Origin of the sequence: Aeromonas sp. EERV15, from assembly GCF_900079845.1 — a bacterium.
GTDB lineage: Bacteria > Pseudomonadota > Gammaproteobacteria > Enterobacterales > Aeromonadaceae > Aeromonas > Aeromonas sobria.
Window position 1 is genome coordinate 53,173 of the sequence record NZ_FKKY02000023.1, and the last position, 17,609, is coordinate 70,781.

At 59.3% G+C, this 17,609-nt stretch carries 13 protein-coding genes; 1 reads left to right on the forward strand and 12 read right to left on the reverse strand.

Annotated features, from left to right (window positions below; all coding sequences use genetic code 11):
* Positions 1–28 precede the first annotated feature (28 nt).
* From BN4575_RS18035 to BN4575_RS18045, 3 genes are all read right to left on the reverse strand, one after another.
* Positions 29–1,006: a D-2-hydroxyacid dehydrogenase family protein gene (locus tag BN4575_RS18035; protein WP_068979231.1), complete on the reverse strand. Its 978-nt coding sequence runs from the start codon at positions 1,004–1,006 to the stop codon at positions 29–31.
* A gap of 201 nt (positions 1,007–1,207) precedes the next feature.
* Entirely contained in the window at positions 1,208–2,086 is an 879-nt protein-coding gene (prmA, locus tag BN4575_RS18040) for a 50S ribosomal protein L11 methyltransferase (RefSeq protein WP_068979232.1), read from the reverse strand.
* A gap of 537 nt (positions 2,087–2,623) precedes the next feature.
* A complete protein-coding gene (locus tag BN4575_RS18045) occupies positions 2,624–3,640 on the reverse strand; it encodes a zinc-binding alcohol dehydrogenase family protein (protein ID WP_068979233.1) in 1,017 nt (338 codons plus the stop codon).
* 100 nt (positions 3,641–3,740) lie between these two features.
* Between BN4575_RS18045 and BN4575_RS18050 the strand changes: the two genes are divergently transcribed.
* Complete coding sequence (locus BN4575_RS18050; RefSeq protein WP_068979234.1) at positions 3,741–4,613, forward strand: LysR family transcriptional regulator; 873 nt, start codon at positions 3,741–3,743, stop codon at positions 4,611–4,613.
* A gap of 1 nt (position 4,614) precedes the next feature.
* Here the strand turns inward: BN4575_RS18050 and BN4575_RS18055 are convergent, their stop codons facing one another.
* From BN4575_RS18055 to nadB, 9 genes are all read right to left on the reverse strand, one after another.
* Positions 4,615–6,042, reverse strand: a complete 1,428-nt coding sequence (locus BN4575_RS18055; RefSeq protein WP_068979235.1) for a PTS transporter subunit EIIC — start codon at positions 6,040–6,042, stop codon at positions 4,615–4,617.
* 89 nt (positions 6,043–6,131) lie between these two features.
* Complete coding sequence (gene panF, locus BN4575_RS18060) at positions 6,132–7,589, reverse strand: sodium/pantothenate symporter (RefSeq protein ID WP_068979236.1); 1,458 nt, start codon at positions 7,587–7,589, stop codon at positions 6,132–6,134.
* Complete coding sequence (locus BN4575_RS18065) at positions 7,579–7,842, reverse strand: YhdT family protein (RefSeq protein WP_042020952.1); 264 nt, start codon at positions 7,840–7,842, stop codon at positions 7,579–7,581. The genes panF and BN4575_RS18065 overlap by 11 nt, the downstream gene beginning before the upstream one ends.
* Positions 7,843–8,049: 207 nt before the next feature.
* The gene (accC, locus tag BN4575_RS18070) at positions 8,050–9,390 is read right to left on the reverse strand and encodes an acetyl-CoA carboxylase biotin carboxylase subunit (RefSeq protein ID WP_042020951.1); all 1,341 of its coding nucleotides are present in this window, start codon (positions 9,388–9,390) and stop codon (positions 8,050–8,052) included.
* Positions 9,391–9,405: 15 nt separating this feature from the next.
* Positions 9,406–9,855: an acetyl-CoA carboxylase biotin carboxyl carrier protein gene (gene accB, locus BN4575_RS18075; protein WP_042020950.1), complete on the reverse strand. Its 450-nt coding sequence runs from the start codon at positions 9,853–9,855 to the stop codon at positions 9,406–9,408.
* 33 nt (positions 9,856–9,888) lie between these two features.
* Positions 9,889–10,341, reverse strand: a complete 453-nt coding sequence (aroQ, locus tag BN4575_RS18080) for a type II 3-dehydroquinate dehydratase (protein WP_068979237.1) — start codon at positions 10,339–10,341, stop codon at positions 9,889–9,891.
* A gap of 412 nt (positions 10,342–10,753) precedes the next feature.
* Positions 10,754–12,700 (reverse strand): acetate--CoA ligase, encoded by a 1,947-nt coding sequence (acs, locus tag BN4575_RS18085; RefSeq protein ID WP_068979238.1) that lies wholly within the window; start codon positions 12,698–12,700, stop codon positions 10,754–10,756.
* Between the two features lie 504 nt (positions 12,701–13,204).
* Entirely contained in the window at positions 13,205–15,646 is a 2,442-nt protein-coding gene (locus BN4575_RS18095; RefSeq protein WP_068979239.1) for a sensor domain-containing protein, read from the reverse strand.
* Positions 15,647–15,864: 218 nt separating this feature from the next.
* Positions 15,865–17,472, reverse strand: a complete 1,608-nt coding sequence (nadB, locus tag BN4575_RS18100) for an L-aspartate oxidase (protein ID WP_068979240.1) — start codon at positions 17,470–17,472, stop codon at positions 15,865–15,867.
* Between the last annotated feature and the right edge of the window lie 137 nt (positions 17,473–17,609).

Sequence of the window (17,609 nt, forward strand, 5' to 3'; positions counted from 1 at the left end):
TGGCGCCAATGCGGAAGGAGTAACGTGATCATCCACCCGATACGGGCAGAACCAGATTGGCAGGTCTGCCTTCGGCAAAGGCCAGCACATTCTCGAACGCCACGCGAAAGTAGAGTTCGTAGCTGTTTTGCTCCACATAGCCCAGATGGGGTGTCGCCAATACGTTGGGCAGGTGCAGCAGGGGCTCGTTTTGTGGCGTTGCCGGTTCGATGTCAAACACATCGAGCGCGGCCCGTTTCCCTGGATGGGTGCTTAGCTCGGCATAGAGGGCGCCCGGCTCGATAAGCTCGGCCCGGCTGGTATTGACCAGCAGGGAGTCCGCTTTCATCTGTGCGAGATCTGTGCAAGTCACGCAGCCACGGGTTGCCTCGCTCAGGCGCAGATGTAGCGTGAGGATATCGGCTTGACTGAAGAACACCTCCTTGCTGGAGGCGCTGGCATAGCCATCCAGTTCGGCCTGCCTGCACGAAGCGTCACTGCCCCATATCAGCACCGACATGCCAAATGCCTTGCCGTAGCGGGCGATCCGCTGGCCTATCTTGCCGTAGCCCCAGATGCCGAGTGTCCGCCCATGCAGCGTGCGCCCCAAACCGAGGGGGCCTGATTGCTGCCATTGGCCTTGGCTCAAAGCCTGGCTGTAAGCAGGAATGTGACGGGAGGCCGCCATGATGAGCGCCCAGCAGAGCTCGGCGGGAGCAATGGGGCTGCCGATCCCTTCTACCACGGCAACGCCGTACCGCTGGCACAGTGCCGGGTCGATATGTTGGCTGACTTTGCCGGTCTGGCTGATGAGTTTAAGGGTGGGAAGCCGCATTAGCAGTTGTTCGTCGATGCGGGTACGCTCGCGGATCAGTACCACTGCTTCTATCCCTTCCAGCATGGCGGCGAGGCGTTCAGGGTCGCTCTCGCTCTGGTTGAGCACCACGACCTCATGCCCTGCCAGCAGGGCAAAGCAGGGGAGGTGACACACCTGATCCTGATAGTCATCCAGAATGGCAATCCGCATAAGAAGTCCCTCTCGGTTGCGTTGGCTCGGACCGCTATCTTACCGGAATAAAGATGTCTGTTGTTTTCAAATGAACACAGTCAGAAGGGAGGGCGATCAAGCCCATGTCCACGGACGGGGAAGGGCCCGGCAGGCCAAAATAGTCAGGGCCCCCAAACGGGAGCCCTGATGGCATGAGGCTGGCGTCAATGCTGACCGCGCTTAGCCGTGCTTGCGGCCGGAGAGGCGGCACCACTCCTCCTTGACGGCGGTCGGATCCATCTCGAACCACTGGCCGTAGATGGTTTCCAGCTCTGGCGCCTGGCTCTCCAGCACGCCGGAGAGGGCCATCAGGCTGCCCGCTTTGCCGTGGCCGGCGATAAGCGGTGCCAGTTCGCGCAGCGGGCCGGCCAGGATGTTGGCGACCACCACATCCGCTTCGACATCTTGCGGCTGGTCGGCAGGCAGGTAGAGTTCAATCTGGCCTGCAACGCCGTTACGCTCGGCGTTGTCGCGGCTGGCCTGGATAGCTTGCGGGTCGATGTCGATACCGATGACGCGGGCTGCCCCCAGTTTCAGGGCGGCGATGCCGAGAATGCCGGAGCCGCAACCAAAGTCGACCACGGTTTTACCGCTCAGATCCAGCCCGTCCAGCCACTGCAGGCAGAGGGCTGTGGTGGGGTGGGTACCGGTACCGAAGGCCAGACCCGGATCCAGCATGACGTTGACCGCATCGGGGTTCGGCACATCGCGCCAGCTCGGGCAGATCCAGAGCCGTTCGCCAAACTGCATCGGGTGGAAGTGATCCATCCACTCGCGTACCCAGTCCTTGTCTTCCAGCTGTTCGACCTTGTAGCCGACGTTTTCGCCGAAGATCTGCTGGAAGAAGGCGATGGTGGGGGCCGGATCGGTTTCGGCATCGAACAGGCCCATCACTTCGGTCTCGCCCCAGAGCGGGGTTTCACCGGGCATGGGTTCATAGACGGGCACATCCTTGGCATCCATAAAGGTCACAGCCTGGGCTCCACGCCCCAGCAGCATGTTGCTCACCTTGTCTGCGGTCTTGGCAGTGGCGTTGATTCGAATTTGTATCCAGGGCATGGCGTCGACTCTTCATAAATGTGAAACCGCGAGATTCTACCATCATGGGGCAGTGCTGTCGTGGTTTGCCCATGACGTGGGAGGACATGGGGGCTTTTGCCGGATTGGCACGGTTCCTGTATTGCTCTATGCAGGCGAAGACGACCGGTTTTCGCTGAACGCTTTGCTCAAGTTCCGTCATCTTTCACTGCCACCCTCGGGTGGCATTTTTTTATCTGCACTTGTTTGCCTGGTAAAAAGTCTGTCAGACAAAAAAAGAGCAAGGTCGACACCTTGCTTAAGGACGGGCTGGCGTCGACTTGGCGCATTCATGCTGCTGTTGGCACGCCAGATGCAAAGACTAGATTGTCCTGCATAAGGATATGTGTGTGATTGTTACCCCAATGTTCAGGTATTCAGGCCATTTCTCGCGAAATGGCCTCTTTTTTGGCTTATTGTCGGACGTTGGCCTGCCACTGGCGGGCATGAGTGCCGATTGCTGTGCCCGTTTGGGGCATCTCCTTGGTGAACTTATCCCATCATGGTGCGTTTGAGGGCTTAGTTGGCAAAGCCGCTCATGTCGATCACCAGCTTGCCTACCATGCGGCCCGCTTCCACCTCGGCATGGGCCTGAGCCAGCGTGACCGGGGTCAGCGAGGGGATGGTTCTGGTCAGGGTGGTCTGCAATACCCCTTCATCGACCAGTGCCGCCACCCGGCCGAGCAGGCGGTGCTGTTCGATCATGTCCGGGGTTTGGAACAGGGAGCGGGTGAACATGAACTCCTGGCTGAAGGTGACGCTCTTGCTCTTGAGCAGGGAGAGATCCCACGGTTCGCTCGATTCGGCGATGGTACAGATATGGCCGAACGGACGGATCAGCCCCGCCATGGTGGCCCAGTGCTCGGCAGTGGCGTTGGTGCAGAAGATGGCATCGACCTGAGTGATGCCAAGAGCGGTCAGCTCCTCCTGCAACTTGTGGTGGTTCACTACCTGATGGGCGCCCATTTCGAGGCACCACTCGCGGCTCTCGGGGCGGGAGGCGGTAGCAATCACCTCCATGTCGGTGAGCTGGCGGGCCAGCTGGATGGCGATGGAGCCCACGCCACCGGCGCCGCCGATGATCAGCAGCTTGCCACGGCTTTCGCGGGTGAGGGCGAAGCGATCGAACAGGGTCTCCCAGGCGGTGATGGCGGTGAGCGGCAGGGCGGCGGCCTCCACATCGCTCAAGCTGGTGGGGGCGATGGCGGCGATGCGCTCATCCACCAGTTGCAGGGCGCTGTTGCTGCCCGGACGGCTGATATCGCCGGCATACCAGACCCGGTCGCCCGCCTTGAACAGGGTGACTTCGCTGCCGGTGGCGATCACTTCCCCCACCGCATCCCAGCCTAGTACCCGGGGCGAGCTTTCAATTTTGGCCTTGGGGGAACGCACCTTGGTATCCACCGGATTGACGGAGGTGGCGGTGACCCGCACCAGCAGATCCCGCGGACCCGTAACCGGATCGGGCAGGTTTGCGGCGATGAAGCAGTCGGGGTGGTCGCTTGGCAGATAGTGAGTCAGGGCAATGGCTTTCATGGTTATTCCTTTCAAATCGCTGTGTTCGGGATTGCCACTCACTCTAGTCTGGTTAATTATCAAGATTAAGATGGGTAATCGGTAAAGACTGTTTGAATATATGAACAATGTCGATCTGGAGTTGATGGGACTGTTCGCCACCGTGGTGGAGCAGGGGAGCTTTACCCGGGCCGCCGAGCTGCTCGGCATGCCCAAGTCGTCGGTGAGCCAGAAGATCTCGCGGCTCGAATCCCAGCTCGGGGTGCGGTTGTTGCAGCGCACCACCCGCAGGTTGAGCCTGACCCCGCAAGGGGAGCTCTATGTGGAGCACTGTCAGGGACTGCTGGCACTGGCCCGCAGCGCCAATCTGGCGATGGCGCGGCTGCGCTCGGCCCCGGCGGGGCGGGTGCGGATTACTGCCCCCGAGGCGACCGGCACCCTGCTGCTTGGCAAGATCCTCGCCGAGTTTCGCGCCCTCTATCCCGAGGTGGTGCTGGAGCTGACCCTGAGCGATGAGCAGGAGGATCTGGTGGGGGAGGGTTACGATCTGGCGCTGCGGGCGGCACCGCTAAAAGACTCCAGCCTCATCTGTCGGCGCATCGGTCAGGTGGCGCGCCATCTGGTGGCAGCGCCCGCCTATCTGGCGGCCCACGGTATGCCACAACAGCTGAGCGAGCTGGGCCGTTATGCCTGTCTGGTGCACTCAGCCATGCCGGTGTGGCCATTGCAGGAGGGGGGCTGGCGGCCGCAGGGGGCCTGTGTTAGCAACAGCTTGCTGGCATTGCGGGAGATGGCGCTCCATGAAGGGGGAATTGCCCTGTTGCCCCACCATGTCTGTGAAGGGGATTTGGCGGCAGGGCGGCTGCAGAAGGTGTTGCCGGATCAGCCCATTCCGGCCAACCCGTTTTACTTGATCTATCCCAGTCGTGAGCATCTGGCCCCTGCGCTGCGCACCCTGATGGATTTTGTGGCCGAGCGGCTGCCGTTCGCCTGAGTTACCAGCTACTTTCGCTGGCTGACTCCTGATTTGGTTTGAGGCCGAGGGGCACTGACTGGCGTTCCGCCAGCATGCGGATCTGCCCTTCAATCAGACTGGCGCTGGGACCCAGTACCAGCACCAGCTGGTGGTCGTTGAGCTCGATCCAGGAGAGGCAACCTAGCCCCAGCAGGCGGGATTGATCCACCAGTGAAATATCGCGCACCCGCAGGCTGAGGCGGGTGAGGCAGACGCTCATGGCTTGCAGGTTGTCCATCCCGCCCAGCACCTTGAGGTACTGGATCGCCAGCATCTGCGGATCAGAGGGGGCCACGTTTGCCAGCCGTGGATGCTCTTTGGCAATGGGTTTACTCGGCATGCTGAGGGGGGCGCGCTCCAGCAGCTGATAGAACAGCAAGGTGTAGGCGACGAAGAACAGGATGCCGACCGGAATCAGCCAGAAGCTGCGCTCACCGTACTGATAGCTCAGCACCAGATCGAGCAGACCGGCGGAGAAGTAGCTGCCGACCTTGATCCCCAGCCCACTGCAGACCGCCAACGACAATCCGGTTAGCAAGGCGTGGGCGAGAAACAGCCAAGGGGCGGTAAAGGCGAACAGAAACTCGATGGGTTCGGTGATGCCCAGCAGTGCCGAGGTGAGCGCCAGGGTGAGCAGCAGTCCACCCTGTGGCAACCGCTGCATCCGTTGGCGGTGCAGCCAAATGGCAAAACAGGCGCCGGGCAGGCCGAACATGATGATGGGGTAGAGACCGGCCACATACCCTTCATGGAGCGGCTTGGCGGCGGCCAGCGCTTGCAGGTTGCTCTCGCCAAGGCCGATGACACTGCCCAGCACCTGATGCAGCCCGAGCGGGATCAGCAACCGGTTGAGGGTGCCGTAGCAGAAGGCGCCAAACGGCGTGGTGAGCAGCTCCGAGGTGAGCAGGGTCAGCCCCCGTTCCAGTGGCGGCCACAGCAGCGAGAGCGGGATGGCGATCAGCAGGCAGGCGAGCGCCGAGATCAGCAGGCTGGGAAACTCCCCCTTGGCTATTTGCAGCCAGCGGGGCAGAGTTTGCTGGTGTACCCAGGGATAGATGATGGCGGTGGTGAGCCCTGCCAGCAGGCCGCAGATCATCTCTGCATGCAGGTTGGGGGCAAGGGTGTTGAAGGCGGTACTGAGTAGCAGAAAGTTGACGGCACCCGCCAGCGTTTGCCCGCCCAGCTCCTGTCGACTGAGGCCAAAGGCAATTGCCACCGCATAGATAAGCGGCATCTGGCTGAAGATCGCCTGCCCAGTGAGGGAGAGCACCGCCAAATCGAGTACGTCGGGTTGCCCAAGCCGGTAGATCAACGCCGCCATCGGCAGGATGGAGACGGGCAGCAGCAGGGCATAACCGAGCCGCTGCAGGGCTTGGGTAACTATGTGTCGAGTGGCTTTTACGGGCATACAGCGGCAACTTTTTGTGACTTGGCGCACAGTTTACCCGTAAAACACCTCTTTGGGGATAGTATTGGAACCCTTAATTTATCTTTTTGTTATTTCTGCTCGAAAAGTTCCTGCACTTCCCGCGAGGGCGGTGCCGTCAGCAGGCTTACCACGATAAAGACACCCAATCCCAAGCCCAGACTCGGCACTATGGCATGCAGGCCCGCCAGCTTGATCCCCCACTGGCTCAAGATGCCATAGCTGACGATACCGCTAACCATGCTGGCCAGCGCCCCCGGGCCGTTGGCCCGCGACCAGTAGAGGCCAAGCACCAGCGGCCAGAGGAACACGGCCTGCAGACCGCCGAAGGCGAGCAGGTTGAGCCAGATGATCATGTCGGGCGGTTGCAGCGCTGCCAGCAGCACCAGGGTGCCGAGGATCAGGGTGCAGAGCAGAGAGAGGCGAGGGATGCGCACCTCCAGCTTTTCTTGCTTCGGATTGAGGTAGTTGAGGTAGAGATCCTTCACCAGGGTGGCGGAAGCCTGGATCAGCTGGGAATCGATGGTGGACATGATGGCCGCCATCGGCGCTGCCAGAAAGACTCCGGCCAGCCAGGGGGGCAGCACTTCCATCATCAGCGAGGGCATGATCTTGTCCGGGCTGTCCATACCCGGCAGGATGGCACGGCCCAGCGCACCGGCCAGATGCATGCCGAACATCAGCAGGGCGCTCACCACAGTGCCGATCAACATGCCACGATGGAGCGCCTTGCTGTCGCGATAACCAAAGCAGCGCAGCGCCGAGTGGGGCAACCCCACCACGCCGATACAGACCAGGATCCAGAAGCTCAGCATAAAGGGCTGGGTCAACATGTCATCGGCCCCTTGCGGGCTCACCAGCTTGGGATCGATCTCTTTTAGCTGATGGATAAGATTGGGCAATCCATCCCCTGCAATCAGGATCCCGGCCAGCAGGGCACCGGTGCCAATCAGCATGATGATCCCCTGCAGGGCATCGGTCATCACCACCGCCCGAAAACCGCCGATGATGGTGTAGAGCAGTACGCAGCTGGCAAACAGCAGCAGCCCGTGGTGGTAGGAGAGGCCAGTGGCGGTCTCCAGCAGGCGGGCACCACCGATAAACTGCACCACCATGGTGGCGATAAAGGCCAGAATGATGGTGACGGAGCCGAGGATCACTACCGCCTTGCTCTGGTAACGGGCCCACAGCATGTCGTTGATGGTCACCGCATTGACCCGGCGGGCGATGATGGCGAACTTTTTACCCAGCACCCCCAGAGTGAGCCAGACGGTGGGCAGCTGGATCATCGCCAGCAACACCCAGCCCAGACCGATTTTGTATGCCGCACCTGGCCCGCCGATAAAGGAGGAGGCCGAGGTGTAAGTGGCCACCAGCGTCATTGCCAGTACCAGCCCGCCCATGCTGCGGTTGCCGATGAAGTACTCCTGTACGAAGTTGCCTTCCGCCCGATGACGACTGGCCCAAAAGCCCACTCCCAGCACCAGCACCAGATAGATAATCAGCGGCAGCATCAGCTCAAGATTCATGGGATGACCCCTCGTTTTGGTGGGGCAGGGTATCGAGAGGGATCTCCACAAACAGCCGGTTCACCATCAGGGCGCACAGCACGATGAACAGCAACGGCATCACCATGCAGCTGAGCAGGAACCACAGTGGCAGCCCCCATAACTCCAGTTGGAGGGGGGTAAAATAGGCGGTGCCATACCAGGCAAAGAAGTAGAGCAGGGTCAGCAGCAGGCAAAAAGCGGCTTCCCGGCGGGCGAGAGCAAAACGGTTCACCTTGGCCTCCGACGAATTTGAGGGGCGCAAGGATAACAAAAAAGGGCCATGTCGCCATGGCCCTTTTTCAGCAGAGGCTCCTTGCGGAGCTGACTTCTAACGGAAGTCCTATATCTATCAGCGATCCTTACAGACCCAACTTCTTGTGCAGGTAGTGGGCGTTGGTACTGCCACCGTGCAATGTCATCGGGTCTCTATCAGCGATCCTTACAGACCTAACTTCTTGTGCAGGTAGTGGATATTGGTGCCACCGTGCTGGAAGTTTTCGTCTTTCATGATCTCTTTTTGCAGCGGTACGTTGGTCTTGATCCCTTCCACTACCAGTTCGTCCAGCGCATGACGCATGCGGGCGATGGCAATGTCACGATTTTCGCCGTAGCAGATCAGCTTGCCGATCATCGAATCGTAGTAAGGCGGTACCTTGTAACCGGCATAGATATGGGAATCCCAACGCACACCCAGACCACCCGGCGCGTGGAAGCGCTGTACCAGACCCGGAGAGGGCATGAAGGTGGCCGGATCTTCGGCGTTGATCCGGCACTCGATGGCATGGCCATGAATGCGGATATCCTGCTGGGTGATCGACAGGGGCTGACCGGCGGCAATGCGCAGTTGCTCCTTGATGAGGTCGATACCGGTGACCATCTCGGTAACCGGATGCTCAACCTGAATACGGGTGTTCATTTCAATGAAATAGAACTCGCCGTTTTCGTACAGGAACTCGAAAGTACCCGCTCCGCGGTAGCCGATCTCGACACAGGCACGTACGCAACGCTCACCGATGAACTTGCGCATTTCGGCAGTGATACCCGGCGCAGGTGCTTCTTCCACCACTTTCTGGTGGCGACGCTGCATGGAGCAGTCACGCTCGCCCAGATAGAGGGCATTGCCCTGGCCATCTGCCAACACCTGAATTTCGATGTGGCGCGGGTTTTCCAGGTACTTCTCCATGTAGACCATGTCGTTCTTGAAGAACTGGCCTGCTTCGGATTTGGTCAGAGCGATGGCCGCAGCCAGCTCGGCTTCGTTGCGCACTACGCGCATGCCGCGACCACCACCACCACCGGCGGCTTTGATGATCACCGGATAGCCGATGCGTTTGGCAACGGCAGCATTGTGCTTGGCATCGCTGTCAACCGGGCCGTCAGAGCCTGGTACGCACGGTACACCCGCCTTCTTCATCGCTTCGATGGCAGAGACCTTGTCACCCATCAGGCGAATGGTCTCGGCACGCGGGCCGATGAAGACAAAACCGGATTTTTCGACCACTTCGGCGAAATCGGCGTTCTCGGAAAGGAAGCCGTAACCCGGGTGGATGGCCACGGCACCGGTTACCTCGGCGGCGGCGATGATCGCCGGAACATTGAGGTAGGAGTCGGTACTGGCCGGTTTGCCGATACAGATGGATTCGTCGGCCAGCAGCACATGTTTGAGCTCCCGGTCGGCGGTGGAGTGAACGGCCACTGTCTTGATCCCGAGCTCTTTACAAGCACGCAGGATCCGCAGGGCAATTTCACCGCGGTTGGCGATGACTACTTTGTCCAACATGGGTGGCAATTTCCCTTATTCGATGATGAACAGCGGCTCGTCAAATTCGACGGCCTGACCATTTTCAACCAGGATCGCTTTGATCACACCGGCCTTGTCAGATTCGATTTGGTTCATCATTTTCATGGCTTCGATGATGCACAGGGTATCACCGACGTTGACCTGTTGACCCACTTCCGCGAATGGCTTGGCTTCCGGGCTGGAGGAGCGGTAGAAGGAACCAACCATTGGCGAGCGCATCAGGTGACCGCTCGGGGCGGCATCAGCGGCCGGTGCGGCGGCAGCAACAGGTGCGGCGGCAACCGGAGCGGCTTGCTGCATCATCATCTGCGGCATGGCGGTGGTCACCTGACCGGAGAAGTTGCGGCTGATGCGAACGGACTCTTCACCTTCGGAGATCTCCAGTTCGGCAATGCCGGACTCTTCAACCAGTTCAATCAGCTTCTTGATTTTGCGGATATCCATTAGCATTCTCTTTCTTCTTTATCTGATCAGTGATTAACAAGCCGCGCGCAGATGGTGCACGGCCGCGGTTAAAGCGAATTGGTAGCCATCGGCCCCCAGACCACAAATGACCCCTTTTGCGACATCAGACAGATAGGAGTGATGACGGAACGGCTCCCTGGCATGGACGTTTGACAGGTGTACCTCGATAAAAGGGATAGCCACACCCAGCAGCGCATCGCGGATGGCGACGCTGGTGTGGGTGAAGGCGGCTGGATTGATAATGATAAAATCCACCTGGCCCATGGCCTGATGGATGCGGCTGACCAACTCATGTTCGGCGTTGGATTGCAGATGTTCCAGAGTGACACCGAGTTCGCTGGCGTTTAGCTTCAGATCGGCGACGATCTCATCGAGCGTCTTGTTGCCGTAGATGCCCGGTTCCCGTTTGCCCAGCAGGTTCAGGTTTGGCCCGTTGAGCAGGAGAATTCGGTGATTTTGCGACATATTGAGTACATCCTCGATGATAATGCTGCGATCTATCAGCTATCTTGTGGACTACCAGAAATCTAGCCATTTTCTGCGCAAATCGGTGTGCCCTGGCACACAGATTTCGCAATTATATTGATTTCGTGAAAATTAGCAGCATTTTACTGGTCTAATCTCTACATCTGCCTGTTTATTGCTCAATTTTGCTTGCTCGGTATATCCATGACAGCGTTTGCCTTTGCGGCTTCCTGAAAAGAGTAAAGCCGGCACAATGCCGGCTTTACTCAGTTGCAAAGGAAGCAGGATCAGGCCGCTTCCGACTTCTCGCGAATGAGTTTGTCCACGACCCCGGGATCCGCCAGGGTGGAGATATCCCCCAGACCGTCGGTCTCGCCGGTGGCGATTTTACGCTGCATTATGGCGCGCATGATCAGGCCGCTTCCGACTTCTCGCGAATGAGTTTGTCTACTACGCCCGGATCAGCCAGGGTAGAGATATCCCCCAGACTGTCGGTTTCGCCGGTGGCGATTTTGCGCAGGATGCGGCGCATGATCTTGCCGGAACGGGTCTTCGGCAGCCCCTCTGCCCAGTGGATCACATCCGGGGTGGCGATGGCGCCAATCTCCTTGCGTACCCACTCCTTCACCTCTTTGTGCAGCTCTCGGCTCGGCTCTTCGCCTGCGATCAGGGTGACATAGGCGTAGATGCCCTGACCCTTGATCTCGTGCGGAACCCCCACCACCGCCGCTTCGGCGATCTTGGGGTGGGCGACCAGCGCCGACTCGATCTCGGCAGTGCCCATGCGGTGGCCGGAGACGTTGAGTACATCATCCACTCGCCCTGTGATCCAGTAGTAGCCATCTGCATCGCGACGGGCACCGTCGCCGGTGAAGTAGCGTCCCGGGAAGGTGGAGAAGTAGGTCTGCTCAAAACGCTCGTGATCACCGAACACGGTGCGCATCTGGCCAGGCCAGGAGTCGGTGATCACCAGATTGCCTCCGGTGGCACCCTCCAGCGGCTCGCCCATATTGTCCACCAGCGCCGGTTGCACCCCGAAGAAGGGCTTGGTGGCCGAGCCCGGTTTCAGGTCGGTGACGCCGGGCAGCGGGCTGATGAGGATGCCGCCGGTTTCGGTCTGCCACCAGGTATCAACGATGGGGCAGCGCTCGTCACCAATGGTGCGGTAGTACCACTCCCAGGCTTCCGGGTTGATGGGTTCGCCCACCGAGCCCATGATACGCAGGCTCTGGCGCGACGTGCCGGTGACCGCCTCGTTGCCCTTGGCCATCAAGGCGCGGATGGCGGTCGGCGCGGTATAGAGAATGGTGACCTGGTGCTTGTCCACCACCTGACTCATGCGGTTGGTGGCCGGGTAGTTGGGCACCCCTTCGAACATGATGGTGGTGGCGCCGTTGGCGAGTGGCCCATAGACCAGATAGGAGTGGCCGGTGACCCAGCCCACATCGGCGGTACACCAGTAGATATCCTGCTCGTGGTAGTCGAACACGTATTTGAAGGTGAGGGCGGCATAGACCAGATAGCCGCCGGTGGTGTGCAGTACCCCTTTCGGTTTGCCGGTGGAGCCGGAGGTGTAGAGGATAAAGAGCGGATCTTCGGCGTTCATCGCCTCGGGCGGGCAGTCGCTGCTGACGGTGGCGGTCGCTTCGTGCCACCAGATGTCGCGGTGGTTGTGCCAGGCGACATTGCCGCCGGTGCGCTTGAGCACGATCACCTTGTTGACCTGGGTTTCCGGGTTGGTGAGCGCTTCATCCACATTCTTCTTGAGTGGCACCGGACGGCCGCCACGCAGTCCCTCGTCGGCGGTGATCACGATGCGCGAGCCCGAGTCGATGATGCGGCCAGCCAGCGCTTCCGGCGAGAAGCCGCCGAATACGATGCTGTGTACCGCGCCGATGCGGGTACAGGCCAGCATGGCGATGGCGGCTTCGGGCACCATCGGCATATAGAGGCAGACCACGTCACCGCGGTGAACCCCTTGTGCTTTCAAGACGTTGGCAAACTTGCACACTTCGCTGTGCAGCTCGCGGTAAGTGAGTTTGCGATCTTCGGCGGGGTTGTCCCCTTCCCAGATGATGGCGACCTTGTCACCCCGTTCGGCGAGATGGCGATCGAGACAGTTGGCAGAGACGTTGAGCTGGCCATCTTCAAACCATTTGATGGAGACATGGCCCGGATCGTAGGAGGTGTTCTTGACCTTGCTATAGGGCTTCATCCAGTCGAGGATTTTTCCCTGCTCTCCCCAGAAGGCGTCCGGATTGTCGATGGAGGCCTGATACATGGCCTCGTACCCGGCCTTGTCCAGCAGGGCGCTGTCACTGATATGGGATTTGACCGGGTAGACCTTGCTCTCGCTCATCTGTCACTCCTTTGAATAGTTCTTTTAATGATTTCTTAACAACTTATACCTTTGGTGGCGGAGGGCAATTAGACTTTTGGATAGGCGGCAACATTTGGTTACAGGGCTATCGGTGACAATGAAGCCTCGAGTGAGTAGAAAGGAGGCATGTGATTAAAGGAGGTGGTTATGTTCTCCCTGTTATTATGTGCATCACTCTGGCAGTTTGAGCCGCCCATCCGGCACCAGCAGACAAGCTCTCTCAAGATTTATTGATTACCCGGCAGGAGGCTGCGCCTGTGCTGCGGGATCTGGTGGCCGCTCAGTTGGGCCAGGCATTGCAAGAGCAGAGCCCTGCGGTCACGCTGACGTTTACGGCTCCGGAGTCCCGTTATCCGGCTGATTCGCCATTGGCGAGGCAGTCCAATGAGCGTGAAGGGCCCATATCCCGCTTGATGATCGGTCGGTAGTCGGCATTATTGGCATGCCGCCACTACCAATGTGCTTGCGATCTGTGCTTTCGCTTCAAGACATCAGTCGCTGATGCAGGCGGTCACCCATATGGTTGACCTGCAGCGGTTTACTGAACAGATAACCCTGCCCTTCGCCGCAGTTGAGGGATTGCAAAAACACCTGCTGGGCTAGCGTCTCAATCCCTTCGGCGGTGACCTCCATCTCCAGACTGTCGGCCAGATTGATGATGGTGCGGCACAATTCTCTGCTGTTTTTGTCATCCGGTAGCGCCTGCACAAAAGCGCGGTCGATCTTGATGCGATCGATGGGCAGGGTCTTGAGCAGGCTCAGTGATGAGAAGCCGGTACCAAAGTCATCGATGGCAATCTGCACGCCGAGACATTTCAAACGGGTAAAGAGATCCAGGCTCTGGTCGACTCGCTGAATGATGCTCTCCGTTACCTCTATTTCCAGCTTCTCCGGCGGAAAGCCTGTTTCGCGCAGAATCGCTGCGACGCGCTCTACGTAGCCGGGTGAGCGCATCTCTCGCACCGAGACATTGACCGATAATCGTGGTACCGGCAGCCCTGCAGCTAACCATTGTTGTCCCTGCTCGCAGGCATTGCGCATCACCCATCCCCCGATTTTTTCGATCAGACCGCACTCTTCAGCGACCGGAATAAAACGCGTCGGGGCAATGACCCCTTCATTCGGGTGTTGCCAGCGTACCAGTGCTTCCAGCCCGCTCAGGTCGCCATTGGCAAGATTGGTCATGGGTTGATAGAAGATGCAGAGCTGTTCCAGCTCTAGCGCCTTGATCAACCCCTGTTCGATATGCATCCGTTCACGCGCTTGGGCTGCCATGCTCGGGGTGTAAAATTGATAGCCGTTGCGCCCCTGGCTTTTGGCTTCATACATGGCGCTGTCAGCGGCACTGACCAGGGTTTCCGGGCTATTTGCGTGATCCGGATAGATGGCGATACCGATGCTGGCCGAGATGATGACCTGCTCATCGGCCAGCTGCACCGGTTCGTGCAAGACGCCCAGCAGCGTATTGGCGAGGGAGGCCAGCTCTTCGGGTTGCTCCAGATAGGGGATCAGTACCAGAAACTCGTCGCCGCCGAGGCGGGTCGCCAGATCGTTGTGCTGCAGGCAGCAGCGGATGCGTTCAGCCAGCCGCTTGAGCAGCTCGTCGCCGACACCATGGCCCAGACTGTCATTGATCAGCTTGAAGCCATCGAGATCGATAAAAAGCAGCCCCAACCGTTTACGATTGAGCTGCGCGGTTTTCAGCTCAAGGGCCAGCCGCTCCTGCAACAGCTGGCGGTTGCCCAGCTCGGTAAGGGGATCGTGATAGGCAAGATGATTGAGTTCGGCCTCTACCCTGCGGATGGCACTGATGTCGGAGAGGGCGATCACATAGTGGGTGGTGTTGTTGAAGTTGTCGTAGACGGCGCGGATCTGCTGCCAGGAGGAGAAGTAGCGGCCATCCTTGCGCAGACAGACCATCTCGCCGTGCCAGGCGTTATTGCCGGGGTGCAGGTGGCTCCAGGGGTAAAGGAGGTCAGTGTAACGTCTGGGGTGCATGATCAGATCCGGCGTATGCCCTATCACCTCCCAGGCTTCATATTGGGTCAGCATGGTGAAGGCCGGGTTGACCGAGAGAATGTGGTGCTCATTGTCGAGGATGATGATCCCCTCGGCGGTGGTATCGAATACTACGTTGGCCTGCTGGAGTCTCGCCTCTTGGCGGCGGCGGTCGGTCGCGCTGCGGATAACGCCCATCACCCGCTTTCCAATGGACTCGGTGGCGGGGACATGATCGCCATGAATATCGACCCAGTTGCGCTCGTTGAGAGCGCTCATGTAACTCAGTGTCAGGTTGATGGATTCATGACCTTGCAGGGCTGCCTTGAGCTGGCTGGCTGATTCGGGCTCGAAGCAGTCGATGAAGGCCTGTTGTCCACCCCGGTGCTGATGGAGCTGGCTGCCCGGCAGTGGTGCAATCTGGCCGTCGAACAGCAATCTATCCTCCTCGACGTGCCACTCCCAGACGCCTATTTGTGCCGCCTGCATCGCCAGTTGCAACCGTTGTTCACTTTCATACTGCTCGGTGACATCTCGTACGATAGCGAGGATCCCGTTTAGCTCCCCTTTATCATCGTGCATGGGACTGTAAGTGGCTTGCCAGCGTCGGGCGCTGCTGTCGTATGCCGCCTGACCCGTGATGGCGACATTCACATAGGAGATGCCGCTGCCAATGATCTGCTGAAACATGGGTTCCAGTGTAGGGGCCAGCTTGGGCACTACCTCTCGGAGGTGTTTACCCAGATGTTCCTCGATGCTTTTGCCGTTGATGTCTGCCAGCACCTGATTGACTTTGCAGTAGCGAAATTCGCGGTCAAAGACGCCGATGCCCAGAGGGGCGTTATCCATCAGCTGTTCCAGGACAGTGTGATCTGACAGCTGGCTCAACATTGCCTCGGCGTCGGCGTTGAAAAGCTTCCCATCCATGATGACCTCAGCATTGATTGATTTGTCACTTGCATCAATTGTCAGTATGGCACGAACTATTTAGCAGGGAGTCAAGCGGAGTTATCTGGTTGTTATGTTGAATAAATGTTGCGCGATGTGTCGGCTATCTGCTGCGTGCTGCCACAGAGTCGCAGTATCAAAAAGACCCCGCCGAAGCGGGGTCTGGTTTACTGCCAAACAGTGCGATAGAAGAGGGCTTAATCCCGATCCGGGGTCAGCACGGTCGGTTTGGAGTTCGGCAGCATATCCGGATGATCCAGGTTGTAGTGGAGGCCGCGGGACTCCTTGCGCTGCAGGGCGCAGTTGACGATAAGCTCGGCCACCTGCAGCAGGTTGCGCAGCTCCAGCAGGTTGTTGGAGACGCGGAAGTTGGCGTAGTACTCCTGCACCTCCTGCTTGAGCAGGTCGATGCGGCGCTTGGCGCGGGCCAGCCGCTTGTTGGTGCGCACTATCCCCACGTAGTCCCACATCATCAACCGCAGTTCGTGCCAGTTGTGCTGGATAACCACCAGTTCGTCGGAATCGTCCACCTTGCTCTCGTCCCACACCGGCAGGCGCGGCGGCTCCACGCTCATCGGCAGCTTGGCCAGAATGTCGGCCCCCGCCTGATGGGCATAGACCACGCATTCCAGCAGGGAGTTGGATGCCATGCGGTTGGCGCCGTGCAGACCGGTGTAGGTCACTTCGCCGATGGCGTAGAGGCCGGGGATATCTGTCTGGCCGTTGTTGTCGATCATCACGCCGCCACAGGTGTAGTGGGCGGCTGGTACGATGGGCATCGGCTCCTTGGTGATGTCGATGCCGACCGCGAGGCAGCGCTCATAAATGGTCGGGAAGTGCTTGATGATGAAATCGGCCGGTTTGTGGCTGATATCCAGATACATGCAATCCGCCCCGAGCCGCTTCATCTCGTGGTCGATGGCGCGGGCGACGATGTCGCGCGGCGCCAGCTCGGCCCGCTCGTCAAACTCTGGCATAAAGCGGCTGCCGTCCGGGCGGCGCAGATAGGCCCCCTCGCCACGCAGCGCTTCGGTCAGCAGGAAGTTGGGGTCGTCCGGGTGGAACAGGCTGGTGGGGTGGAACTGGTTGAATTCCAGGTTTGCCACCCGGCAACCGGCCCGCCATGCCATGGCGATGCCATCGCCAGAGCTCACATCCGGGTTGGAGGTGTACTGGTAGACCTTGGAAGCACCACCGGTGGCCAGCGCCACGAAACGGGCGCGGATCACCTCGACCTGCTCGGCGTTGCGGTTCCAGACGTAGGCGCCCAGTACCTTGTTGCCCGGCAGGTTGAGCTTGCGGGTGGTGATGAGGTCGACCGCGTTGAAGCGCTCCATCAGCTGGATATTGGGGTGGGCGCGCACCTGATCGATCAGGGTGAGTTGCACCGCCTTGCCGGTGGCATCCGCCGCGTGGAAGATGCGGCGATGGCTGTGGCCCCCTTCGCGGGTGAGGTGATAGTGGGATTCCCCATCGGCGTCCTGCTCTTGATCGAAGGGAACTCCCTGCTGGATCAGCCACTGGATGGATTCGCGGGCGTGGCGAGCGGTGAACTCCACCACGGCCGGGTCACACAACCCTGCCCCGGCGTTGAGCGTATCGCTCACATGGGATTCGATGCTGTCGGTTTCGTCGAAAACGGCAGCGATGCCTCCTTGCGCATAGAAAGTGGCCCCCTCACTGATGGGCCCCTTGCTCAGAACCAGGATTTTGGCGTGGTCTGCCAATCGCAACGCGAGGGACAGACCAGCGGCACCGCTGCCAATGATCAGTACATCGCAAAGGTATTCAACACTTGCTTTCATAAGTATCATTGGCCTGGATTAAGAACTGGCACCATGGTAGCCCAAGCGAGGGCGAGGATGCAGCCTGCGTCACATTTTTTTCAATTGAAGCGAACTTTCTCTGATTCTCCCTGTCTGAACTTGTGCGCTTAGGAAGG

Excerpts from the sequence above, each read along its gene's own strand:
- BN4575_RS18055 (WP_068979235.1), bottom strand. The coding sequence starts at position 6,042 with ATGCCCGTAAAAGCCACTCGACACATAGTTACCCAAGCCCTGCAGCGG.
- BN4575_RS18045 (WP_068979233.1), bottom strand. The coding sequence starts at position 3,640 with ATGAAAGCCATTGCCCTGACTCACTATCTGCCAAGCGACCACCCCGAC.
- accC (WP_042020951.1), bottom strand. The coding sequence starts at position 9,390 with ATGTTGGACAAAGTAGTCATCGCCAACCGCGGTGAAATTGCCCTGCGG.
- BN4575_RS18095 (WP_068979239.1), bottom strand. The coding sequence starts at position 15,646 with ATGGATGGGAAGCTTTTCAACGCCGACGCCGAGGCAATGTTGAGCCAG.
- nadB (WP_068979240.1), bottom strand. The coding sequence starts at position 17,472 with ATGAAAGCAAGTGTTGAATACCTTTGCGATGTACTGATCATTGGCAGC.
- acs (WP_068979238.1), bottom strand. The coding sequence starts at position 12,700 with ATGAGCGAGAGCAAGGTCTACCCGGTCAAATCCCATATCAGTGACAGC.
- prmA (WP_068979232.1), bottom strand. The coding sequence starts at position 2,086 with ATGCCCTGGATACAAATTCGAATCAACGCCACTGCCAAGACCGCAGAC.
- aroQ (WP_068979237.1), bottom strand. The coding sequence starts at position 10,341 with ATGTCGCAAAATCACCGAATTCTCCTGCTCAACGGGCCAAACCTGAAC.
- panF (WP_068979236.1), bottom strand. The coding sequence starts at position 7,589 with ATGAATCTTGAGCTGATGCTGCCGCTGATTATCTATCTGGTGCTGGTG.
- accB (WP_042020950.1), bottom strand. The coding sequence starts at position 9,855 with ATGGATATCCGCAAAATCAAGAAGCTGATTGAACTGGTTGAAGAGTCC.
- BN4575_RS18050 (WP_068979234.1), top strand. The coding sequence starts at position 3,741 with ATGAACAATGTCGATCTGGAGTTGATGGGACTGTTCGCCACCGTGGTG.
- BN4575_RS18035 (WP_068979231.1), bottom strand. The coding sequence starts at position 1,006 with ATGCGGATTGCCATTCTGGATGACTATCAGGATCAGGTGTGTCACCTC.